Below are 24108 nucleotides of genomic sequence, written 5' to 3'. Positions count from 1 at the left end.
TGTTTAAAAGGAGTGCTATTCATTTTTAAACAGTAGTTTCGCAATTACCTATTAATCCTATATATATCACATAACTTCTTAACTATTGATTATTCTTATCCTGTGTTAGGACTTCTCCAAGGATGGCAATTCCTTTTTTTATCACGTCCTCAGATGAATTCGTATAATTTAGTCTCATTGTATTAGCCATTCTACCATCTGTATAAAAAGGATTTCCTGGAACGAAAGCAACCTTTTGAAGCTTTGCTTTCTCAAAAAGAGTTAAAGCTGATTGTCCCTCAGGCAAAGTTGCCCAAATAAACATGCCACCTTGTGGCCTTGTAAACTTTACTTCCTTTGGAAAATACTGTGTCATTGCATCTAGCATGGTCTGACATTGATCTTTATACAAATTTCTTATTTTACCAATATGTTCCTCAATATTGTTGTGTGTCATATAATCCCAAATAACATATTGTGAAAAAATGCTAGAATGTAAATCAGCAGCTTCTTTCGCTGTATTAATATATTTACGTAACCCGCCATCACGTATCACCATAAATCCTAATCGCATACCTGGTGTAATGATTTTAGAAAAGCTGCCTAATAAAATACTTGCCTCTAAATCATGGGCGCTCATATAACCTTTGGGTTTCCCATCAAAACTTAATTCACCATAAGGGTCATCCTCTACTAAAATGCAATCATACTTTCGCATTAATGCAAGAACTTCCTTCCGTTTTTCATCCGAATAAGTAAGACCACTTGGGTTTTGATAATTAGGGACAATATAAGCAAATTTAACTTTATTTTGCTTCAAAGTATTTTCTAATACAGCCATGTTCATTCCATCTCTTTCTAATGGAATAGGTAAGAAGTTCGGCTCATATTGGGCAAAAGCCTGAAGTGCTCCAAGATAGCCTGGTTCTTCTACAATAACTGCATCTCCTTTATTAATAAATATCTTGCCTATTAAATCTAATGCCTGCTGAGAGCCTGTTGTAATAAGGATTTCATCTGCTCTTACATCCATTTCATACATAGCATTAAGGCGTGATGCAATATAGTCCCTAAAAGCATACAACCCTGCTGTTGGTGCATATTGAAATACCTTACTGCCAAAAGTATCAATCACTCTATCGGTAGAGTCCTTTAAGGCCTTATCAGGAAAAGAAATAGGATTCGGTAAACCTCCTGCAAAAGAAATAAATCCTTCATCCTCTGTTATTTTTAATATATTTCTAATAAAAGAAGGTGGTGTTACAAGACTTCTTTCAGATATTTTATTTTCTATCATAAATTTACCTCCCCACTTAACCAATTTACTCGGTTAAAAACTGATTATTTTAATTTTTTTAAATTCTATCATTGTAATTGCCCACATACAATATTAAAATTGTATGCAAGACAATTTTAATACTAAGAAGGAGTACACTATGCCTATTAATTCATTTGAGAATTATCCCATGAGCTGGAAACCTCAGCTTCAGCAAAAAGGAACACCTATTTATATTGAACTTGCAACACAGTTAAAAAATGATATCCTAAGCGGTAAACTTACACCTGGCACTAAATTGCCACCTCAACGAGAACTGGCTGACTATCTCGATATTAATCTTAGTACCATTACAAGAGCTTTTAAGCTCTGCGAACAAAATGGGATTATTTGCAGTACTGTTGGAAAAGGAACTTATGTCTCCTCTGATGCAGCTTCACAAACCATGCTCCTCTTAAATAACCCTAAAGAACAGCTTATAGAAATGGGAGCTATTTTGCCTAATCCAGATATTAATGAACTTGTCTCTAATTATTTAAGTCAAATGACTGCCGAACCGGATTTTTATAAATTATTACAATATGGCACTATAGACTATGATGAATTTCAGATTAAGGCAGCTTGCAAATGGCTGAGCTACTTTGGTTTAAATGCCACCAAATCCCATATCCTCTATTCTAATGGCGGCCAAAATGGCATCTTTACCACTCTAGCGGCTCTCTTTAATAAAGGGGATCGCATTGCTACAATGCCCCTTGCTTATCCTGGACTAAAGATTGCTGCTAAAATACTGGGTATTCAGCTTCTACCCCTACCACTCTTTGACAACAAAATTACCCAAGATTCCTTAGAGTATGTTTATAAAAATCATAATATTAAGGGCTTCTATTTTATTCCTGACTACAATAATCCTACATCAGAAATAATGGACCTAGATACACGCAAACTAATTGGGAACTTTTGCACCCAGTATCAACTCCCCGTTATAGAAGACGCCATCTATACATTATTTACACCTCATCCATTACCACCAATTACTTCCTTTGCTCCAGAATACGGCATCTTCATCTCTAGCGTTTCTAAGGTTCTATCCCCTGGTCTTCGTCTAGCCCTTATGTACATTCCATCAAAGTTTTACAATGCCATGTGGGAATGTCTTTATGCCATGCATATTACCCCACCTGCACTTATGACCCAGCTTTTTACAAGACTAATGTTATCTAAAACCTTTGATGAAATTAGGAAACTTCGAATACTGGAGTTAGAAGAACGTAATCTCATCTTTGATGCACTCTGCCCAGATTTATCTACTATCGGCAATCTCCATAGTCCTATACGTTGGCTCACCCTGCCAAGTAGCATCCATCCAGCTCAATTTGAAAAAACAGCTTATGCAAAAGGGCTACAAGTCTATTCAGCAGACCGCTTTGTAGTAGGTAATATTCCTATTCCAAATGCCATCCGCATTTCCCTTATTTCGGCACATCCCTTAGAGCAATATAAAAAAGGATTATTACTTTTAAAGGCATTGCTAGCAGATTTATAGTATATACTTTAGTTAATAACTTACTTTGAAAATATAAAAGAAGTGCTCCGAAACTAGTTAACTAGTTTCGGAGCACTTCCTTTATATGTCTATCTCTTAAAATCTACTATTTCTTCTTCCCCTAAATACACATGAGTCTCACTAACTTGTGTCTTAGCGATTACTTTTCCTCTTCTAATAGAGTAAGCTACTGGTACTTGTCTTCTCACTGCATCATAGTCATTTTCTGCTGGAAGAATGATGCAGTTTCCTGGTTTACCGACTTCGATGCCATATTCGTTTTCAATATTTAGTGTTCTAGCACTATTTTTACCTATAAGCTTCAGACTATCGTTAATTTGACCATAGCCCATGATTTGGCAAACGTGTAAGCCCATGTGTAAGACTTGAAGCATATTTCCTGTGCCAAGTGGATACCAAGGATCGAAAATATCATCATGACCGAAGCATACATTAATATCTGCTTCTAACATTTCTTTCACTCTTGTGATGCCACGGCGTTTTGGGTATGTGTCAAAACGACCTTGTAAGTGAATGTTTACAAGCGGATTAGCTACAAAATTAATGCCTGACATCTTAAGAAGTCTAAAGAGTTTATAGGTATACGCACCATTATAAGAGTGCATAGCTGTTGTATGACTGGCTGTTACTTTGTGTCCCATATTATTTTCATAGGCTTTAGCTGCTAAGACCTCAATAAAACGCGATTGTTCATCATCAATTTCATCACAGTGTACATCCACAAGTACATTATATTTTTTAGCAAGTTCAAACACCTTCTCAATAGATTGTACGCCGTATTCTCTTGTAAACTCGAAGTGTGGAATTGCACCTATTACGTCTGCACCTAATTTAAGGGCTTCTTCTAAAAGTTCTAACCCATTAGGATAAGATAAAATCCCTTCTTGTGGGAAGGCTACGATTTGAAGCGTCACATAATCTTTAAGCTCTTCTCTAAGTTCCACTAAAGCCTTCACTGCTGTAAGCTCTGGATCTGTGGTATCTACATGCGTACGAATAAACTGAATACCATTTGCCACCTGCCACTTAATTGCTTGTCTTGCTCTACTTTTTACATCTTCTTTATTTAAAAATGCTTTTCGCTCTGACCAACATTGAATTCCCTCAAAAAGTGTCCCACTTTCATTCCATCTAGGTTCACCTGCTGTAAGCGTCGTATCTAAATGAATATGTGGTTCTACAAAAGGTGCTGTTACAATCCAGCCCTTAGCATCAATTACCTCTTCTCCTATGGTCGCCTCTAAGGAAATACCACCTGCACAAGGGATAATCTCTTTAAAAATACCATCTTCTATTCTAATATCAACTAATTGCCCTTCTAATCTTGCATTCTTAATAATCATACGCACTACTCCTTAATTTTAAGTGAAGCATAAAGAATGTTACTTCCCCTTCACTACTTTTCTACTAATTCTTCTATCTATACACTTTATATTAATCTTCTCATGTTCCATTATTCATTTTTCATTACTTTTATATTATTGGGGCCAAGCATACCACCTATGCCTCGCCCCATTATTTATAAATATGCCGGTCCAACCACCACGAAAGCCGGCATATTTTTATTCAGTTACTACTTTTCCTACTTTTATGCGCTTCATACAAGCTGTAAGTAGTACATATGATACAATTGCTGTCACAACTGCATTAATCGGTGTGATTCCTGGTAAGAAGTTTGCTGCAAGTGCCCCTAATGCCCATGCTACAATCCCTATACCATTTACACCTTTAATATCTGCTTTTTCTAAGTCTTTGTATTTTCCTTTATTTACAATGAAGTAATCTGCAATGATTACCCCACCTACACTTGGCATACATGTATTCAGTAAGTTAAGCCATGTCATGAAGTTATTGTAAAGTGTTACTGCAAGAAGCGTCCCTACAATCCCATTAATAACTACTAATTTATTTTTAGGTTGTTTTGTAATATTTGAAAAACCAAGTCCTGATGCATATAAGGCATTGTCATTTGTTGTCCAGATATTAAGACCCAATACGATGATTGCTGGTATGATAAGTCCTTGGATAAACATTACTTCTGAAATATCTGCCTCACCTGTTACCATGGCCCCAATTGCTCCGAAAGCAAACATTAATGTATTTCCTATTAAGAAAGCGATGACTGTTGTACTTACACCTATACGTTTATTTTTTGCAAATCTTGTAAAGTCTGGTGTTAATGTACCGCCGCTGATGAATGAACCGACTACTACCGCTACTGCCGCACTCATTGTCATTGTAGTTTCTGGCGCAATATTCATAAGTCCACTTATACCACCTACGCTATCAATTGCCATCCCTACTGAAGTTGACCCTAAAATTGCGATAGCTGGTACTGCTACTGCACTTAAAATCATCAGTGATTTCATTCCAAAGTAAGCTGTTGCTGTCATTAAAAGTCCCGCTACTAATACTAAAACGCCTACACTAATACCTGTTACTTTTGATACTGGGATTGCAAACATAGCAACGCCTACACCAAACCAACCAACTTGTGTAGCCCCAAGTAAAAATGAAACAAGGTAAGAACCTTTTTCACCAAATGAATATCTAGCAAGTAAGTGTGTTGACAAGCCTGTATCTCCTGCTACATATGCAAGTAATCCTGTATAAACACATAAGATAATATTCCCAATAAATACCGCTTTAAAGAAATCATTAAGCTGCATCCCTGTTCCTAATGTACCACCGCTTAACATACTTGCTGAGAAGAATGTAAACCCTAGCATAACTACTAGCATTGCCAAAAACCCTTTTTTGTGACTGCTCTCTACTGCGCCTAACGAAAAGTCATGATCTTGATGTTGTTTGTTTTCTTTCATTGTGTACTCTCCTTGATTATTCAAGTACCGTAAACAGAAAAAGAGCCAACCTACTTTACCTTTAATTTGTAAACAGGTTGACTCTTCTACAAGTAATTCGCATCAGTACATCCCAAATAGGGTACACCTATGCTAAATACTACTTACTTAGGATGCATCTGCGCCTCACGCAAACTCTCCTAACATCCGTTCACCTTATGAGCCTCTCTGGACTCACTTAAAGGTACTCATTATTTTGTTAGAGTTATTATTCCATAGTTCATACATTATGTCAACATCTTTTTATTCTTAAATAGCAAATTGACTATTATATAAGTTGGCATAGAAACCATTTTCTTCAAGTAAAGTTTCATGATTACCCTGTTCAATAATCTTACCATCTTTCATAACTAAGATAATATCTGCATTTTGAATCGTTGAAAGACGATGAGCTACAATGAAGCTTGTTCTGCCTTCCATCAGCTTACTAAAGGCTTTTTGAATTCTAATTTCTGTACGTGTATCAATAGAAGATGTAGCTTCATCCAAGATAAGCATCGGCGGCTTACAGAGCATAACCCTTGTAATACATAAAAGCTGCTTTTGGCCTTGTGAAAGCATACCACCATCTTCACCAATGACTGTATCATAGCCTTTTGGCAAACGTTTAATAAATGAATGAGAATGCGCTGCCTTAGCCGCTGCAATCACTTCTTCATCTGTGGCATCTGGCCTGCCCATAATAATATTTTCTTTAATGGTTCCTTTTTTAAGCCATGTGTCTTGAAGTACCATCCCATAATTTGAACGCAGGCTCTTTCTAGTTACTTCTCGGAGATCCATATTCTCTACTGAAATTGCCCCCTCATCCACATCATAGAAACGCATGAGTAAGTTAATAAGGGTTGTTTTCCCACAGCCAGTAGGCCCTACTATGGCAACTTTTTGCCCTGGTTTAATATGAATATTGAAATTTTCAATAAGCTTCTTATCTGGCGTATAAGAAAATGCTACATTACTGCAAACCACTTCACCTTTTACATTTTCTAAGTCCGGCGCCCCTTCCATTTCTGGTACTTGTGACTCTTCTTCAATAAGCTCAAAGATTCTGCCTGCACATGCAATGGCATTTTGAAGTTCTGTTACAACCCCGGAAATCTCATTAAATGGCTTTGTATATTGATTCGCATAACTTAAGAAACATGATAATGCCCCAACGCTCATGCGTCCCGTAAGCACGGTAAGGGCTCCCGTAATAGCAACACCTGCATATACAATACTGTTTACAAAACGAGTGCAAGGATTTGTTAAAGAAGAGAAAAATGTGGCACGTAGTGAGTACTTCTGAAGTCTTTTATTAATATCATCAAATTGTTTGATTGCTTCTTCTTCATGCCCATAAGCCTTTACTATTTTTTGATTACCTATGATTTCATCGATAAAAGCTGTTTGCTCTCCTCTTGTTTCGGATTGTAGTTTAAACATACTATAGGTTTTCTTAGCAATAAAGCTGGCAACAAATAAAGAAAGCGGTGTAACTAGTACAACGACAAATGTAATTCCCACATTAATGCTTAGCATAAAACCTAATGTTCCAAGGATTGTGACAATCCCTGTAAAGAGCTGTGTAAACCCCATCAAAAGTCCATCTGCAAATTGATCCACATCTGTAATGACGCGACTTACAATTTCCCCTTGAGATTTGCCATCTAAATATTTAAGGGGTAAAATTTCAATTTTTTCAAAGGCTTCATTACGAATATCACGTACCACGTTATAAGTCACCTTGTTATTAATCATATTCATAAACCATTGGGCTAAAGCTGTTACTATGACAAACCCTACCACTAGGCCTAACTCTCTTAAAATCATTTCAAAGTTAACATGACCATATACAATGCCATCTATGGCCTTCCCAATTAAAATCGGCACATATAAAGTAAGTACAACAATTAAAGTGGCAAGAACTATAGAAAGCATCATATGCCCTCTATACCTTTTGATATATGTTAAAACTTTTTTAAGTGTCTCTTTTTGCGTGCCTTTATCTTTAATCTTTTTCTGACTCATTTTTAGGCCTCCTCTCTTTTAAATTGAGAATAGTAAATTTCGCGATACACTTCACAGCTTTCAAGTAAGCTTTCATGTGTTCCTTTACCTACCATATTCCCATCATCCATAACAATGATTTGGTCTGCATACTGAATAGATGAAGCACGTTGTGACACAATGAACACAGTTGGTTTGTAATCTAAATCCTTAATTGCCTTACGCAGCTTAGCATCGGTGGCAAAGTCTAGAGCTGATGTACTATCATCTAAAATAAGAATCTCAGGCTTTTTCACTAACGCTCTTGCTATGCTCATACGTTGTCTTTGACCGCCTGATAAGTTTTTGCCACCTTGTTCAATCTTTCCTTTTAGTCCACCCTTTCCAGCAACTACGTCACTGCCTTGTGCAAGGGCTATGGCTTCATTCATTTCTTCTACTGTGGCTTCTTTTTTACCCCATCTTAGGTTTTCCTCGATATTGCCTTTAAATAAAACGGCTTTTTGCATAACTATGGCTACTTTATCAAGTAAAGCTTTTTGAGAATAATCTTTTACATTGATGCCATTTACAAGTACCTCGCCTTTTGTGGCATCATAAAATCTAGGAATCATATGAACAAGAGACGTTTTTCCTGAGCCTGTTCCGCCTATAATCCCTACTGTCTCACCTTTCTTCACCTCAAAGTCTATAGCTGTCAAAGATTCTTCTCCAGCACCTTTGTAAGTTAATGAAACATTTCTAAAGCTCACGATAGGCACTGCATCTTCAACTATTGCAGCTACTTCATCCCTATAAATATTATGTATCGCTTGCTCTACCACTTGTGTCCCATCTTTCATACTTGATTTAATCTCAAAAACATCTGATATACGATTACCACAAGCAATTGATTTATTAATTGTAATAATTAAGCTAGCCAGTTTAATAAGCTCTACTAAAATCTGTGACATATAATTATAAAGTGCCACCACTTGTCCCTGTGTTAAAATACCACTATCTACTTGAAGGGCACCTACCCAAATAAGTCTTACAATAGCTACATTGATAATGACATAGGTTAAAGGATTCATTAAAGCTGAAATGGTTCCTGCTCTTTTCTGCACTCTAGTCAGTGCTTCATTTCTGCGTGTAAATGTTTTAATTTCTTCTTCTTCCTTACAAAAAGCACGAATGACACGTACCCCTGCTAAGTTTTCTCTCGTACTTCCAAGCACTTTATCAAGTCGTTGTTGCACTGCTTTGAGCATAGGAATATTCATAAGCATAATCCCAAATACAACAATTGATAATAAAATAATAGCAATCACAAAAATTAAAGCTGACTTCGCATCAATAGTAAATGCCATCACTGTGGCACCGACTACAACAAATGGTGAACGTAAAAATAGGCGAAGCACCATGTTTACGCCATTTTGTGCTTGATTGACATCACTTGTCATCCTCGTAATCATAGTAGATGTTCCTAATGTATCAATCTCTGTAAAAGAAAGACCTAATAAATGTTTAAATAAATCATGTCTAAGTCCTGTTCCAAATCCTACTGCTGCTTTAGCAGAAAAGTACTGTGCGGTAACTGAGCATACCAGTCCAATAAGTGCAAGCAGTACAAGCATTAAACACATCTTTACTATGTACCCAACATCCCCATTTGCAATCCCTTTATCAATAATGGCTGCAACTACTAACGGTACAAAAAGTTCAAAAGACGCCTCTAACATCTTAAATAAAGGTGCAAAGACGCATTCTTTCTTGTAGTCCTTCAGGTAAATTAATAGCTTTTTCACCTTCTCATTCCTCTCCTTTTGATTCTTACTTTTGATTCTTACTTTTCATCTTTAAATAAATTTAACAACTCATATGTTTAAAATTTCCGACTATTATCATACCATATTATTTCCTATACGAAAATTATTAATATGATATACTAACTATATGATTTTCATATAGGAGGACTTTATGGACTTTAAACAACTCACCTACTTCGTAACTACGGTACAAGAAGGTAACATTTCAAGGGCCGCTCAAAGATTACATATCTCTCAGCCCCCTCTTAGCACTAAACTTAAAGAATTAGAAGCTGAACTAGGTGTTATCCTCTTTGAACGCGGTTCTCGTAAAATAGAACTTACCCAAGCAGGACGTATCTTTTATGCACGCGCTACTTCTATATTGGAACTTATGGATGTAGCTACCAAGGAATTAGATGACTATAAACAAGGTAAAATCGGCACCTTACGCATCGGTATCATCTCTTCTATCAGCAGTACTTTAATTAATAGCTGGTTCCATGAGTTTCATCAGCTTTATCCTGAAATACGTTTTAATATCTTCGAAGGCAATACCTATGAGCAGCTAGATAAACTGCGCAACAACCTTATTGAACTTGCCATAGTCCGCACACCTTTTTCTGCCCTTGACTTAGAGTGTAAGGTGCTTAGAAAGGAAAATGTCTTTGCCGTAGGGACTAAAGAATACTTTGAGGATTTAACCTCTTCTACTACAACGCTAAAAGAACTGTGCCATAAACCGCTTATTTTATACCGCCGTTGGGAAAAGGTCATTTGGCATATTTGTCAGGCGGAAAACTTAACACCTCATATTTTTTGCATGAATGATGATGCCAGAACGACTGCCAGCATGACAAACGCCGGACTTGGCATAGGCATCATTCCCGAATCTGCCCTTTCCTTACTCACAAATCCTCATATTGTAAAAAAGGTCATTTATGATTCAGACTTAGAATCAAGTATTTGTGTCCTTAGAAATCCCAATAGCTATCTTTCTACTGTTGTAGAACTTTTTTATGACTTTTTAGCTTCATCTACACAAAAAACTGCCACGAAATAAATTCGTGGCAGTTTCTTAATACTACTTTATTCTTCTGCTTCTTTAAAATGCTTTTTAAAGCACCAGACTGCAATTGGCATCATAATAACAATATACAGCATAAGCCCTAATATATTTTGCTTAACATCTGCAAAAGATAAGTGTTTAATCATCAGCTCATCAAAGCTTCTTGCATAATTCATAAGTGGCCAAACCATTCGCACACCTGTTGCTAATAGCTTAGGCATTTGGTCTGCTGGCCATACATAACCACAGGTTAAGAAGGTTGGCAATGATAACATATATACAATCTGTGTAAATCTTGTTTTCTTGCCTGCCCAACTATAAATCATAATACCAGGGCAGCTTACAGCAAGCGTAAATAAAACACTTATGAGTATTGCTACAGGTATATTGGCATTGATAATAAGCCCAAATTTCTTATGCATAAGGTAAATCGAAAAGGCACCTGATGCAATAAGAAGCGTTGCTGAAACAGTCATTTTAGCCAGTAATCTTATAAACGTTTTTTCCCTAGCCACTTCTCCTGGATTTCTTGACATAAATGTTGCCATACTTGATAGGAAAAGTTGCTGTAAGAATACTGCTACAATCCCATACATGAGATAATTTAAATATGTCATCTTGGAATCATATAGCATACGTTCTTGGAAAGTAATTGGCAATGCTATACTTGTCGCTTCATTTTCTGTGAAACCGCCTTTGCCTTCAATAACTTGTATTGCTGCACCACCTGAAACACTTTGAATGATTGTTGCGGCTCCTGCATAAATGTTATTTCCTACTATTACATTGGTTCCATCCGTTAAAACAAGTACCTGCGACTGATTGCCTGCTGTAATATTAGTATTTAGGTCTTTAGGAATATAAAGACCCATATAAACCTTTCTCTCATCAATGAGTGCTTCTAACTCTGACTTACTGCTTGCATAATAAGCCACATTAAAACGTTCATTATCATCGAAATATCTAATAATCTTTCTACTTAAATTACTATTATCTTCATCTAAAACAGCAATTGTTACATCATTGACATAATCGTTATAATAAGCACCACCTATCCACATAGATAAGAATGGCATCCCTATGAAGAATATAATGAGTAAACCTAACTTTTTAGAGGTAAAACCAAGTTCAGCCCATAAGCTTTTTAAATATGTCATCATCGATTATCCTCCTCCTTTGGTTTACCCATCTTACGTATATACATACCAGCTGTCGCTACAAGGAGCATAATCACAATATATAAGACTAAAAATCTAATATCAGACCATATATCAACTGTATTTCCTTTAAGATAAATATCTCGCAGGTTATCCCCATAGTGTGTAAATGGAATCAGGTTTGCAAACCATTTATAAAATGGGAGCATAGAGATAACTGGCCATGTATAACCAGCAAGTATTGAGTTTGGAATAAGTAGTAATCCTGAAATAGCCATCCCTAGTACACGATTGCGGAGGCAAGCTGATATGGCTACTGCTAAAGATGCCACTGCAAACATATACAATATACTTAATGCATAGGCTGTAGGTAATGATCCCCTACAAGGAATCTTGAAAAGATAAACTTGCACAAAGACATTGATAATAATTGATAAACTACCTAATAAACCATAGAAAAGTACTTTTCCTGCTATGTAACCTAATTCGCTGCGTTTCTTTTCTTCTTCACGTCTAAGCCTTACGCAAAGTACTGCTGTTAAACCTATTCCTAACTGACATATAATAGTCCCATAACCAGGTGTCATGAAATAGCTAAAGTTCTTTGTAGGATTATAAAGTGTTCTATTTACAAAGCTTACTGGCATTGCCATATTATATGCTTCATCATAGCTTTTACCCATTCTAGCTTGAAGCTGCTTAATACTTGCCCCTACCCTCATGCTAATAAGTATCTCACTTGCCTTAGCTTTTGAAACACTTGTAAGACTCATATGACTTCCATCATATAACATCATAATAGTAGGTGCCTTAAGTGCTACTACATCATCTGAGAAATTCTGTGGAATTACCATTCCAGCTCTTATTTCGCTCGAATTAATTAATTCTTCTAGCTCAGATTGACTCTTAATTTGATATTTTACATCGTAAGCATCGTTTGTTACAAAGTAACTAATAATCTGTCTACTCAGTTGAGAATTATCATAGTCTACAATTGCCATAGGGACTTTATCCATAACCCCTTTACCCAGCTGCCAACCTACGAGAAGGTTGACAACTATTGGGATAATTAAACACGCTACAAGCATAATTCTATCTGTTTTTAACTTCTGTAGTTCTTCCCTTATACTCTCTAACATCCAATCACCTTCTTCGCAGAGTTTCTACTAGGGCGCATCACTACTGAGCCTCATTATTAAATTGAATATAAGCACTCATGCCTGGTCTTAAAATTTCATCTGCATTTTCAATCTCTATTTTTACACCAAATGATACGATATCAAAATCCCCATTTTCATTTGTTGCTCTTTTAATAGCAAAGTCTGGTTGTGCATTAATTGTTGTTACTGTCCCTGTAAATGTTTGATCTTTATAAGCTGGTACCTTAACAGTTACTTTTTGACCTTGTTTTACTTTATCAAGATCTGTTTCTTTTATACTTACTTCTACCCAAGTGCCTTTTAAGTTACTTACTGTAGCTATTTGTGTACCTGTTGAAGCAAGTTCTCCTTCTTCAGAACTGATACCTGTTACCACTCCGTCCATAGGCGCTTTGATAACAACTTCATTTAAATATGCTTCAACTTCTGCAATCGCACCTTTTGCTTGCTCGATTAAACCTTCCTTAGCTTCTACGCCTGCTTGCGCTTGTGAAAGAAGGGCTTTAGATGAATCTACACCAGCCATAGCTTGTGTAAGTTGCGCTTTTGCTGCTGTAAGTCCCGCTTCTGCTTGGTCTACTCTTGTTTTACTTGCTTCAACGCCAGCTGCTGCTTGTTCACTTGTTGCTGTAGCGGCCGCTTTATCTTCAGCTCTCGCGCCTTCTTTTGCCATGCTTAATGTTTGAGCTGCCACATCAAGTTGTGTTTTAATTTCATCTAATTTTTGTTGTGATACTGCACCTTTTTCTACAAGAGCTGCTACTCTATCATAAGATGTTTTCATTAAGTCATAAGCAGCCTGAGCTTGAATAACTTCTTGTGTTCTTGCACCATTATCAGCTTTTTCTTTAACAGCTGTTGCTGCTGCATATTGTTTTTCAGAAGCTGCTACACCAGCTTTTGCTTCATTTACTTTACCTGCCGCTGCTGTTACCCCTGCTTGTGCTTGTTCGACAAGACCATTAGATGCATCAAGCCCAGCTTTTGCTTGTTCATATAATTCTTTAGCTGCTTTTAAACCTGCTTCTGCTTGTTTTAATGCTGCTTCTGCTTGTTGTTTCTTTGCTTGAAGTTCATCACTAGAAATCTCTACAAGAGGGTCCCCTGCTTTTACTTCTTGCCCTTCTTGTACGAAGATTGTTTTAATTCTACCTGGCACTTTACTATTTACACTTACTTCTTGGGTTTCAAGCACCCCCTGTGCTACGAATCCATCTTTTGTATCAAAGAATTGACTAACTGCCATAGCCTCTGTATCTTTATTTCCATTAAATCCAAAGTGTAAGATGGCAAGTACGGCTACAAGTGCTGCAATGACAACTACTGCATTTAATATCTTTTTTGATTTTAAACTCTCTTTTATACTCATGTTATTTCCTCCTCTAGTTTTTATTTATATGGCAAAATACCGATGTCATTTTGATATTTAAGCCTTGCTAAATTGTAGCCATTAATTGCTTCAATCTCTTTTTCTTCTATGTTGGTTAGATTTTCTTCTGCTGCAATAACTTCTACAATAGTTCCTGACATATCTTGTAAGTTAAGTTGTTTGAGAAGGGCATTATCATAACCATAGCCTACCTCATATTTAACCTTTGCAATCTCCACATTTTCAGTGGCACTTTGACGAAGCTCGGCCGCTGTCTTCACAATCTTTTGCATAGATTGAACCGTGCTATAAGATGTACGAATATCACTTTCAGCTTGAAGTTTGGCTTGGTCTAAGGCAATTTTAGCTTTTTGCTGTAAAAGAACAACTTCTTTATGTTGGTTATCACTAGATGAATAGTTGGATGCATCTACAGCTTCCATTAATTCATCATAAAGTTCTACTTGAGCCTCAGCCATTTTAATATTTAACTGATAAGTTAAGCCACTTTGAATACCTTTTTCTAAGTCGTATTCTTCCTCTGGGCTTGCTGCTACTTCTACAAGCTGAATTTCTTTGCTTAAATCAATATTCATATTCTTTTTAAGATCAATAAGTGCTGCATTATAGTCTTTTACCTGTAATTCTCTTGCCATTACTGTAGAATCATAATAAGACTTCGCAAGTAGCATATCATCCTTAGATTTTCCCCCTACTTCATATGCGGCCTTAGCAAGTTCATATTGTACGAGCCCTCTTTCCATAGCTTTATCTTTTACTTCTAAAAGCTTTTGTTGTTTTAAAGCCTCAAAGTAACTATTTTCAATAAGTAACGCAACTTGATTTTTATAGATGTTCACAGAATAAGCTGTTACTTTGTCTTGAGTTGTCACCATTTTAATAATAAGCTCCCCAAGAGGTTCTGTTCTTAGGGATGTAATCGTACTGGTTGAAAGCTTATTTGCAACATTTGCCATCGCAAATTGTACGGCTGCATCGTATTGTGATTTACTTGATAAATATTCTTGTGTACTAGACTCTAACTTCTTCTGACTTTCTAAAAGTGTATCCCCTGTTGCACTAAGCTGTTCTTTAGCAGCTGCTAGAATTTGTGTTTCATACTTTTCACCCACTGAACTTGCCACACTTTCAGGTACGCCAAATTTCTCTAGCTCACTTGCAATGACTACTGATATATCATCACCAGGTTTAATTGTAACTGAAGTTGATATATTAAGTTGTTCAATTGTAACAGGAATTGTTTTTTCTATAGGCGAAAGATTATTTTTCAAGTAGGCTTGTGCTGTATCATAAGCTATTTGCCCTGCATAAACCTTATCACGCCCATCTTCAATTAAATATCCAGCATGTGATAGTGCCATGCTGTTTTCATTCAATGAATTTCTAACACTTTCACCATTGCTCCCCACAAGTTTGGCAATATCTGCTTGATTTTGTACTTGCTTCAATACCAAGCTATTTGTAAGCCCTTGACTAATTGCTTCATCTAATGTTAGAGGTGCGCCCTTAATCTCTTCTATTTTTTTGTATGTATCTTGCTGCGCATCAGCTTCTGCCACTTTAGTAGATTGTGTTGTTTGTGCCTTTATATTACTCGTTGTAGTTTGAGATTGTGCGTAACTTGTATTACTTACAAGCAACGTAGCTACCATTAGGGACGCTATTAATTTTTTACTCATCATTTTCCCTCTCTTTACTTGCAATTTATTTAGTTATTATATTCCAAATACTCGTTCAAAATGACCATTGTTCATTTATTGTTATACAACAAAAATGAATAATGGTCAATATTTATTATGATTTTTATTTGAAGATTAGACAAAATCATATTTTATTATATAAATCATCTTCTTTATGAATAGATATGTTTTTTGCATGTAAAAAATACATTTTTAACGGATTGCCATATGAAGAAAGATTCATTAAATGGTTTTAAATAAGTTATACTATAACTAAATATATTTCTAGAGGTGATTATATGGAAGTTCTTGATGCCATCATTACAAGTATTGCTTCAATCATTATTTTATTTATCCTAACAAGGCTTATGGGCCATCGTTCTATGTCAGAAATTAGCTTATTTGACTATATAATAGTATTACTATAGGTTCTATTGCCGCAGAAACAATTATTGCGCCTTCTCAAGATACTATAAAGCCATTTATTGCTATGATTACTTATGCTTTAATTAGTATTTTACTCGCACTTTTAACTAATAAATCTATCAAAGCACGCCGCTTTATTACAGGTAAACCTTCTATTTTATACGATCATGGTACTCTCTATTTTAAAAATCTATCCAAGGCTAAAATTGACATTAATGAATTTTTAGTACAATGCCGTATGAGCGGTTACTTTGATCTTGCCAATATTGAAACAGCTATTCTAGAACCCAATGGACAAATTAGCTTTTTACCAGTAGCTGCTATGCGTCCTGTAATAGGTAAAGACCTTAACCTTACCCCTAGTCAAGATTATCTCGTAGCTAATGTCATCATTGATGGCAACATTATGCAAAAGAATTTAGAACATACAGGTCATAATGAAACCTGGCTTTATAAACAATTAAAAGCGCAAGATATTACAAATCTCAAAGATGTGCTCTTAGCCACCTGTGATTCTAATAATATCTTGCGCGTCTATAAAAAAGTTACCAATGATATGAAAAAGGACATTTTAGCCTAAGCCTTATTGGCCTTATTTCGTATATTTATTTAATGCTGCAATAAATGCTTCAACGCCCTCTTCTTTGGTTGCCCATGAAGTAACTAGGCGAATAGCCGTACGTTCTTCATCTATCTTTTCCCATGTAGAAAAGTTAAACTCAGTACTTAACTTTTCCATCACTTCATTTGGAAAAATTACAAATAATTGATTTGAAGGTGAGTCAACGAAGAACGCATAACCTGCTGCTTGAATTCCTTCTCTTAAGCGATTTGCCATCTTATTAGCATGTGCACCTAACTCAAAAAATAAATCATCTTTGAAAAGTTCTACAAACTGGATACCTAAAAGTCTTCCTTTAGCAAGTAAACCGCCTTTTTGTTTAATATGATATCTAAAATCTGACTTTAAATAGTCATTACAAATGACAAGTGCCTCACCCATTAAAGCCCCATTTTTAGTCCCTCCGATATAAAAGGCATCTGTTAATTTTCCAAAGTCCTCTAATGTTAAATCATTTTCTTCACACATTAATGCAGACCCCATACGGGCACCATCCACGAAGAGATATAAGCCATTTGCCTTACAGAAACTACTAATTGCTTCTAATTCCGCTTTATTATAAATTGTCCCAACTTCAGTAGAATCTGAAATATAAACCATTTTAGGTTTGACCATATGTTCATCTGTATGTGCTTCTAACACTTTAGCTATTTGTGAAACCTGAATTTTGCCATCTTCGCTTGCAACAGGAATTACTTTGTGGCCTGTTGCCTCTATAGCACCTGTTTCATGTACAAAGATATGTCCGCTGATTGCAGCAATAACCGCTTCATGTGGTCTTAAGAAGGCTGAAATAGCAGTCAAGTTAGTTTGCGTTCCGCCTACTAAAAGATGTACCTCTACATCTTCTCTTTTAATCTTTTCTTTAATTAACCTGCTCGCTTCTTTTGTATAAAAGTCTTCACCATACCCATCTGTCTGTTCTAAATTTGTTCTTACAAGGGCTTCTATAATATTAGGATGTGCCCCTTCACTATAGTCATTCTTAAAGCTATACATTCTGTTTTCTCCTTTGTCTATTCACTTAATAATATTTTTAATTATATGTAGTGTAGCATATTTCCTTATTATAAGCATAAAAAGTATAAAAAAACTTAATTTGCCAAAACTATAAACTAGCTAAAATGAAAATAAGGAGATTTATAATGAAAGAAAAATATAAAGTATTATATGGGCAGCTTATAGATGCTTATTATAACAAAGAATTCGAAAAAACCTTTGAAAAGCTTCTAACTGAAGAATTCGAAGACAAACAAGAAGCTAAAAGTATTCTTTCAACACTCTGCGGTGTAGATATTGATTTAAACTTAGATGACCATGCCTTTACCCAAAAACTTATTGATGCAATTACCCAAAACAAAGTCAAAGAAAAAGTCATTGCCAAGGTTCGTGCTTGTAGTTCTGATTGTGAAACAGTAGATGGCAAGAGTAAATGTCAGAGTGTCTGCCCTTTTGACGCTATTATTAAACCTACCTTAAGTGAAGATAAGGTTATTGATGAAACCCTTTGTATGAACTGCGGGCGTTGTGTTACTGTTTGTAATCAGGGTAACTATATGGAAGTTCCTCAATTTTTACCTTTAGCCGAGCTTCTTAAAAATCATGAAAAAGTCGTTGCTATGGTTGCACCTGCCATCGCCGGGCAATATGGCAAAGATGTGACTCTCGACCAGCTTCGCGAGGCATTTATCAAATTAGGTTTCGTAGATATGGTTGAAGTGGCTATGGCTGCTGATGTACTTAGTTTAAAAGAAGCACTTGAGTTCAATGAACATGTTCATAAAAAAGGTGACTTCATGATTAGCTCTTGTTGCTGTCCTATGTGGGTGGCTGCACTTCGCAAAGTTTATCATCAGCTTATCCCAGATGTTTCGCCTTCTGTTTCTCCAATGATTGCTATGGCTAGAATCATTAAAGCACTTACTCCAGATGCCAAAGTCGTCTTCATAGGGCCTTGTATTGCAAAAAAAGCGGAAGCTAAGGAACCTGACCTTGCTGGCGATGTAGACTTTGTTCTTACATTTGAAGAAGTCAAACTCATCTTTGATGTATTTGGCATCGTTCCAAAGGAACTTAAAGGCGTGCCTTCTGTAGATTATGCCTCTACTGGTGGCAGACTTTATGCACGTACTGGCGGCGTTTCAGAAGCTGTTTGGGATATTATCGACCAACTCTTCCCTGAAAAACGTAAACTCTTCACCTCTATCCAAGCAGATGGCATGATAGACTGTAAAAAGCTATTAACAGAACTTGGCGAAGGGAAGCTACATGCTAGCTTTATAGAAGGTATGGGCTGCAAGGGCGGCTGTGTAGGCGGACCTAAAGCCATTATTCCTGCTTCCGAAGGTAAAGAATGTGTAAATGATGTTGCTTATGATTCTGCTGTCAAAATTCCTGTTCATGGGCAAGTTTTACTAGCACTGCTTGAAAGATTGGGCATTACTGATTTTGATGAGCTTAAACATGGGCATTCGATGTTTGAGCGAACCTTTAAGTAAAGGTATAAAATAGAGGTCTGCTATTAAAGAGGTCCGTTTTGAGAGGGTGGTACTGTCCCCTTTCAAAACGGACCTCTTTATTCCTATCCATTTTATATTACCTCTTCTTATTGCGGTATTTTAGAGGGGAGATGCCTCTTAGTTTTTTGAAAACGTCTCCAAAGTAGTTGCTATCGTTGAAACCGCATAGGTAGGCGATTTCTGTGATGGGTTTTTGGGTTTCTTCTAAAAGATTGACAGCTTTTTGGATACGAATGCTTGTGAGATATTCTTTAAATCCAAATCCTGTTGCATGCTTAAACTGCTTTGAAAAATAGGTAGGACTTAAATTAATAGAGGTTGCTACTTGTTCTAGCGTAAGTTCTTCTTGATAATGTAACAACATATATTTAGCTGCCTTTTGTATACGTTCATCTTCTTCGCTAATATGGGCTAATGTATTATTTGCCCTAGTCTTATAAATACGCATGCTAAAAATAATTAACTCCAATAAATAATTCTTAATAAGTATCTTTGAATATGTATCAGGGGTCGTATATTCTTCCTCCAATTTTTGAAGTAGCTCTTCTATATACCCTCTTTTATGTGATGGGATTGTTAAAACAGGTTGCATCAATATCTTTTGTATTTCTTCTTTATCATAAAGGGTATAAATTTCTTCTATATAAATATTAGGTATGTGAATAAACATTCTCTTGGAAGTTGCCTACCGCTAGGCATTAATGGCGCCGTTATGGCACTACTCTTTGGCTTCGGCTATACTAAGCTCACACTAGCTATTAATTTTAGTCGTGTCTTTCTTTTTAGAATTCCTGTATTGTGGGCACTTCAAAACTTCACTAATTTAGGCAGTGAAAGTGTCGGCATCGTTATGGGCGTAAGTAATATCTGTGTGGCAATCATGTCTAGTACTATTGCCTTCTTTGTCATCCAGCATGTAAAAGCTAAATATGCTGCTGAACTAGCTAGAACCTACTAAAAAAGGTTACGCATTATGCGTAACCTTTTTTAGTAATAGCCGTACTCACAAAGAAGTTCATAGCAACTATTTACTTCATCATCTGTAAAGAGCTCAGCGTATTTTTTATCAATCATAAGGGCTTCCATTGTAAGCTTAAGTAATCCTGCTTCTTGAAGCTTCTCGAAATCATCTGATGTTCTGCCTTTTCTTAGTATTTCTTTTGCTGTTTTTACTCCACCGAACTTTTCAATTGTTTGGAGAAAACGAGTAGGTCTATAACCTTTACATTCTTTTGCTGCTTTTTCACAATTATTTATAAGTTCTGCTTCAAATTGTTTCTCTAATGTCATTTCTTCTCACTCCTGCTTATTATAGTCTAGTAATACAATTTATCCTTGAAGCGGTGTACCACAATACTCGCATTTTCGAATAGTACCTTCTGCTACAATCATTTCTGCACCACAGCCTTTACATTTTATCACCTTTGTTCTAGCTTGGGCCCTTTGTCCCATATTATTTTGTCTATATACTGGTGCTTGCTGACCTGGTAACATAATTCTTCTAAGAGATAGATTTAAATATGCCCCTGGCAAGTAACCTTTTTCAATCATCATATTTAAATCATCACATACCACATTATATGTACATCCTGTAGCACGTGAAAGTTCATCTAAAGAAGTAATATGTTGATTAATAATTAAGGCAATATATTGTCTCACGCGCATGGCTTGTTTTTTATTTTTAGTTGCCATCCTCTTTAAAACTATACCTAGTATTAAGAAAAATACTGCACCAACTACTGTTTCACTATCAACATCTGCTATGCCTCCTAAAAATGCACAACCACCTATTACAATTAAAATAATTCCCCAAATATTTAAGGCTTTCCCAGATCTCATGGCTGCCTTACGATCTACCTTTAATCTCTTGTATAGCAAATACACCCCTATAGGCCAAAAAACACACATCATGATAATAATAGCAATCCATGAAGGCCCACTAGTCTCTGGCATATAACTATATTCCTGTCTATTTCGTCCCATTTATTCACTCCCTTATTATTCTATTTAGACTTCACATTTATAACTCATATTTATTTCTATGATAAGCTTTTTAACTTATGAATTCAAGTATTTACACTTCTTCCTTCTATTAAATCACAAAGCAATCTTCTGCCTTATCTCTAAGTGCAGTTAAATCTTGAATTTTATATTTTGTTCTAGAACATCTTTCTAAAATCCCCTCTTCACAAAGTTCTTGCATTGTTCTAAGAAGGTGGCGATAGCTTGTTCCTAGCAGCTCCGCTAATTCTGTTAGATTTTCTTGAAACTCACCATTTTCATGTGTTGAAACAATATAGGCACACAAACGATTTTCTAAAGTATAAAGTATATTCATTGCACTATATCTAGAGCTGCGGTCTAACTTCTTGGCTAGTGTCGCTGCGATAAAATTCATAAATTCAATATTAGTGCTTAAAACGTCTTTGCAATATGCTGCGGGTACCCCTATACATTCAACTTCTGTAACAGCTATGACATTGGCTGTTCCTAAACTTTCAACGAGCATAATTTCTACATCACCTAAAACTTGGCCTTTTCTATAAAAGTTAAGAAGTAGTGTTTTACCATTAGCTGCCGTAATGCTTATTTTGGCTTTTCCTGAAAGAATAAATAATAAATATTCTATTTTCTCTTCCTCTCTACATAGATATTCTCCTTTTTTAAATTGTATATATTTAGCATTTTCTAATGCAAATCTAGGAAGCCCTTCTATTTGTTTCCCCTTCATTTCTACTAGGGCTTTATCTTCTATTTGTATCATCTTTTATATACTCATCCTTTTTTATTTTACCTTCTTTGATAGCGTGACCATTTTTAAATATTAATTATACACTTTATCTATGTAATTTTTGTTACTTTATTATTTTATATCTCATATTTTTTCTAGAACATGACATTTGTCATATTTATTTCCATCCATTTTGTAATATCCTATTACTCGAGCAAAAGATATTGCGACATCTCTACAGCTTTCAAGCTGATATTATAGATATTCATAATATTTAAAACATAATGATTATAGTCATTCAACCACCAACCAAATGACTTAGTCATTTCATAACAACCAACCACCAAATAAAAGAAGGATCTAAGATAACTATTTCTTAGGTCCTTCTTTTAAATTTCTATCATATTTTTCATTTAAGAGACTTTATGAAAAACCTAAAGCAGTAAGATTCATCTGTTTCAAATTAACATTGCCTCTCTTAGCACTCCTGTTTATAATGAAAAAGTAAAAACATAAACAGGAGGATAACCTATGCAGCATACATTAGAAGCACGCAAAAAGGATGGCTCTTTAGTAACACTTACATTGCAGGTATTAACAGCTGAAAATATTGATGAGATTTTAAACTTACAAAATGAAGTTATAAATCTTATAGAAGATAAACAGATTTATCTAGCTTCAACGAGAGACGATCTTCTACATCACTTTAAAAATGGTAGTGTTATCTTAGGCTATGTTACACCTTCTCAGGAACTTATTTCTTTAGTCATTTATTTAAAAGAAGGCTATAACGACTCTAACTATGGTTATGACATAGGTATTGAAGGTGAATCACTTCTAAATATAGGACAAATTGATACAGTCCTTGTGAAACCGGATTATAGAGGTAATAACCTGCAATATATCATGTGTCATTTGATTGAAGATATTGCACGAGAAACAAATACTTCTATGTTATGTGCTACAGCTTCTCCTTTTAACCCCTTTAGCGTTAATAACTTTTTAAAGTTAGGCTATGAAATAAAGGCGGATAAGCTTAAATATGGTGGACTAAGGCGCTATGTCCTTGCTAAGTCTCTAAAATAAAAGAAGCTGCTATGAAACTATTTGATTAGTTCCATAGCAGCTTTTGTGTTTTCAAAGTAACTTTTTTATTTATTGATACTGTTCTACTAAATCTACAGAGCTTTGTAGATTTAGCGTTGTAATATTCTCTTCCGCATCTTGCCCGCGATTTAGAATTTTATCTGCCGTATCTGCATCTTGTAAAAGCTCTTCTAAAATAGCATCCTCACCTAATTTAGCACGCTGTTTATCGCTTAAAGCATCACTATGATATTTAATAAGCTTCCCTATGCGTGTCAACCTATCTTCAGCTATCGTAATATACGAAGGAACATTAGCTACTACATATTTTTCACCTTGTTTAGCATGATTGCCTTCTGCATATTTGCGAATATCATGTAAGTATCCTGCAAGTACTAAGTCCTCAGCTTGCTCCAAGGTAAAGCTTGTCCCTGATGACTGTTCATAAGCCACCATCAACTGAAATGCCAGAGTGCTAACGCGTTGCATATGTGCCATACGCGTCTTTACGAGTGCCAAACTTGCTTCATTATTAGCGACTGCTTCATCAAAGCTTTGCTGAATTAATAAATCTAATTGGCTTAATATATTTTCTAATTCCCTTGTCTTTGCTTCGTCTAATTCATAACGACTTGCCATAAGTGAAACAACGCTATGTCCATCCATAGATATTTCCTGCGTTGTTACAGAAGATGTAAGCTTATTATGAAAAATCAATACTGCCACTATAATGACTAAAAGTCCTCCTGCAATTATACCCTTTTTCATTACGCCCTCCTCTTTAAGCTAACTTCCTGTAGATTACCTAAG

22 protein-coding genes are annotated in these 24108 nt (G+C 35.7%); 7 read left to right on the top strand and 15 right to left on the bottom strand.

The annotated features are described in order from the left end of the window. Window positions 1-82 precede the first annotated feature (82 nt). Window positions 83-1276, bottom strand: a complete 1194-nt coding sequence (locus tag AC1VAQ_RS11120; RefSeq protein WP_330697617.1) for an aminotransferase-like domain-containing protein — start codon at window positions 1274-1276, stop codon at window positions 83-85. 139 nt (window positions 1277-1415) lie between these two features. Here AC1VAQ_RS11120 and AC1VAQ_RS11115 point away from each other — a divergent pair, with 139 nt between their 5' ends. Beyond that, a complete protein-coding gene (locus AC1VAQ_RS11115) occupies window positions 1416-2801 on the top strand; it encodes an aminotransferase-like domain-containing protein (protein WP_302599403.1) in 1386 nt (461 codons plus the stop codon). 89 nt (window positions 2802-2890) lie between these two features. Here the strand turns inward: AC1VAQ_RS11115 and AC1VAQ_RS11110 are convergent, their stop codons facing one another. From AC1VAQ_RS11110 to AC1VAQ_RS11095, 4 genes are all read right to left on the bottom strand, one after another. Then, on the bottom strand, window positions 2891-4165 hold the full coding sequence (locus AC1VAQ_RS11110; RefSeq protein ID WP_479903906.1) for a cytosine deaminase: 1275 nt from the start codon (window positions 4163-4165) through the stop codon (window positions 2891-2893). Between the two features lie 219 nt (window positions 4166-4384). After that, a complete protein-coding gene (gene codB / locus AC1VAQ_RS11105) occupies window positions 4385-5644 on the bottom strand; it encodes a cytosine permease (RefSeq protein ID WP_303243791.1) in 1260 nt (419 codons plus the stop codon). Between the two features lie 288 nt (window positions 5645-5932). Beyond that, window positions 5933-7693, bottom strand: coding sequence for an ABC transporter ATP-binding protein (locus AC1VAQ_RS11100; RefSeq protein WP_479903905.1), 1761 nt, complete (start codon window positions 7691-7693; stop codon window positions 5933-5935). A 2-nt stretch (window positions 7694-7695) separates the two neighbouring features. Continuing rightward, a complete protein-coding gene (locus AC1VAQ_RS11095; protein WP_302599409.1) occupies window positions 7696-9459 on the bottom strand; it encodes an ABC transporter ATP-binding protein in 1764 nt (587 codons plus the stop codon). A gap of 172 nt (window positions 9460-9631) precedes the next feature. Here AC1VAQ_RS11095 and AC1VAQ_RS11090 point away from each other — a divergent pair, with 172 nt between their 5' ends. After that, window positions 9632-10522 (top strand): LysR family transcriptional regulator, encoded by an 891-nt coding sequence (locus tag AC1VAQ_RS11090; RefSeq protein WP_302599411.1) that lies wholly within the window; start codon window positions 9632-9634, stop codon window positions 10520-10522. A gap of 26 nt (window positions 10523-10548) precedes the next feature. On the opposite strand, the gene AC1VAQ_RS11085 is transcribed toward AC1VAQ_RS11090, so the two are convergent. From AC1VAQ_RS11085 to AC1VAQ_RS11070, 4 genes are read right to left on the bottom strand one after another with little or no spacing between them, the layout of a single operon-like run. Next, window positions 10549-11688 (bottom strand): ABC transporter permease, encoded by a 1140-nt coding sequence (locus tag AC1VAQ_RS11085; RefSeq protein WP_302599412.1) that lies wholly within the window; start codon window positions 11686-11688, stop codon window positions 10549-10551. After that, window positions 11685-12824, bottom strand: coding sequence for an ABC transporter permease (locus tag AC1VAQ_RS11080; RefSeq protein WP_479903904.1), 1140 nt, complete (start codon window positions 12822-12824; stop codon window positions 11685-11687). The genes AC1VAQ_RS11085 and AC1VAQ_RS11080 overlap by 4 nt, the downstream gene beginning before the upstream one ends. A 40-nt stretch (window positions 12825-12864) precedes the next feature. After that, the gene (locus AC1VAQ_RS11075; protein ID WP_302599416.1) at window positions 12865-14214 is read right to left on the bottom strand and encodes an HlyD family secretion protein; all 1350 of its coding nucleotides are present in this window, start codon (window positions 14212-14214) and stop codon (window positions 12865-12867) included. A gap of 20 nt (window positions 14215-14234) precedes the next feature. Then, entirely contained in the window at window positions 14235-15914 is a 1680-nt protein-coding gene (locus AC1VAQ_RS11070) for a TolC family protein (RefSeq protein WP_479903903.1), read from the bottom strand. Window positions 15915-16213: 299 nt separating this feature from the next. Between AC1VAQ_RS11070 and AC1VAQ_RS11065 the strand changes: the two genes are divergently transcribed. Together AC1VAQ_RS11065 and AC1VAQ_RS11060 are read left to right on the top strand one after the other, a co-directional pair. After that, a complete protein-coding gene (locus AC1VAQ_RS11065) occupies window positions 16214-16342 on the top strand; it encodes a hypothetical protein (RefSeq protein ID WP_479903902.1) in 129 nt (42 codons plus the stop codon). A gap of 62 nt (window positions 16343-16404) precedes the next feature. Next, window positions 16405-16920 carry a DUF421 domain-containing protein gene (locus tag AC1VAQ_RS11060; protein WP_479903901.1) on the top strand — a complete coding sequence of 172 codons (516 nt, stop codon included), beginning with the start codon at window positions 16405-16407 and terminating at the stop codon, window positions 16918-16920. A gap of 12 nt (window positions 16921-16932) precedes the next feature. Here AC1VAQ_RS11060 and AC1VAQ_RS11055 read toward each other — a convergent pair whose 3' ends face one another. Beyond that, a complete protein-coding gene (locus AC1VAQ_RS11055) occupies window positions 16933-17961 on the bottom strand; it encodes a threonine aldolase family protein (RefSeq protein ID WP_302599420.1) in 1029 nt (342 codons plus the stop codon). Window positions 17962-18107: 146 nt separating this feature from the next. Here AC1VAQ_RS11055 and AC1VAQ_RS11050 point away from each other — a divergent pair, with 146 nt between their 5' ends. Beyond that, window positions 18108-19460, top strand: a complete 1353-nt coding sequence (locus AC1VAQ_RS11050; protein ID WP_303243793.1) for a [Fe-Fe] hydrogenase large subunit C-terminal domain-containing protein — start codon at window positions 18108-18110, stop codon at window positions 19458-19460. Window positions 19461-19557: 97 nt separating this feature from the next. Here AC1VAQ_RS11050 and AC1VAQ_RS11045 read toward each other — a convergent pair whose 3' ends face one another. Next, a complete protein-coding gene (locus AC1VAQ_RS11045) occupies window positions 19558-20151 on the bottom strand; it encodes a helix-turn-helix transcriptional regulator (RefSeq protein WP_479903900.1) in 594 nt (197 codons plus the stop codon). Here AC1VAQ_RS11045 and AC1VAQ_RS11040 point away from each other — a divergent pair. Then, window positions 20140-20439: a hypothetical protein gene (locus tag AC1VAQ_RS11040; protein ID WP_330697577.1), complete on the top strand. Its 300-nt coding sequence runs from the start codon at window positions 20140-20142 to the stop codon at window positions 20437-20439. The genes AC1VAQ_RS11045 and AC1VAQ_RS11040 overlap by 12 nt on opposite strands. A 29-nt stretch (window positions 20440-20468) precedes the next feature. Here AC1VAQ_RS11040 and AC1VAQ_RS11035 read toward each other — a convergent pair whose 3' ends face one another. The 3 genes from AC1VAQ_RS11035 to AC1VAQ_RS11025 all read right to left on the bottom strand — a co-directional run bounded on the left by AC1VAQ_RS11035 (window position 20469) and on the right by AC1VAQ_RS11025 (window position 22245). Continuing rightward, complete coding sequence (locus AC1VAQ_RS11035; protein WP_302598371.1) at window positions 20469-20771, bottom strand: hypothetical protein; 303 nt, start codon at window positions 20769-20771, stop codon at window positions 20469-20471. 39 nt (window positions 20772-20810) lie between these two features. Next, a complete protein-coding gene (locus AC1VAQ_RS11030; protein ID WP_302598370.1) occupies window positions 20811-21464 on the bottom strand; it encodes a UbiA family prenyltransferase in 654 nt (217 codons plus the stop codon). Window positions 21465-21573: 109 nt separating this feature from the next. After that, window positions 21574-22245 (bottom strand): cyclic nucleotide-binding domain-containing protein, encoded by a 672-nt coding sequence (locus AC1VAQ_RS11025; RefSeq protein ID WP_479903899.1) that lies wholly within the window; start codon window positions 22243-22245, stop codon window positions 21574-21576. Window positions 22246-22743: 498 nt separating this feature from the next. Here AC1VAQ_RS11025 and AC1VAQ_RS11020 point away from each other — a divergent pair, with 498 nt between their 5' ends. Beyond that, a complete protein-coding gene (locus AC1VAQ_RS11020) occupies window positions 22744-23298 on the top strand; it encodes a GNAT family N-acetyltransferase family protein (RefSeq protein WP_302598368.1) in 555 nt (184 codons plus the stop codon). A gap of 69 nt (window positions 23299-23367) precedes the next feature. Here the strand turns inward: AC1VAQ_RS11020 and AC1VAQ_RS11015 are convergent, their stop codons facing one another. Next, complete coding sequence (locus AC1VAQ_RS11015; RefSeq protein ID WP_303243794.1) at window positions 23368-24066, bottom strand: HD domain-containing protein; 699 nt, start codon at window positions 24064-24066, stop codon at window positions 23368-23370. Window positions 24067-24108: the final 42 nt, after the last annotated feature.

This window comes from Cellulosilyticum sp. (genome assembly GCF_982396655.1).
The sequence above is the reverse complement of the archived record's forward strand: the minus strand, read 5'-3'. Positions and strand labels throughout refer to the sequence as shown.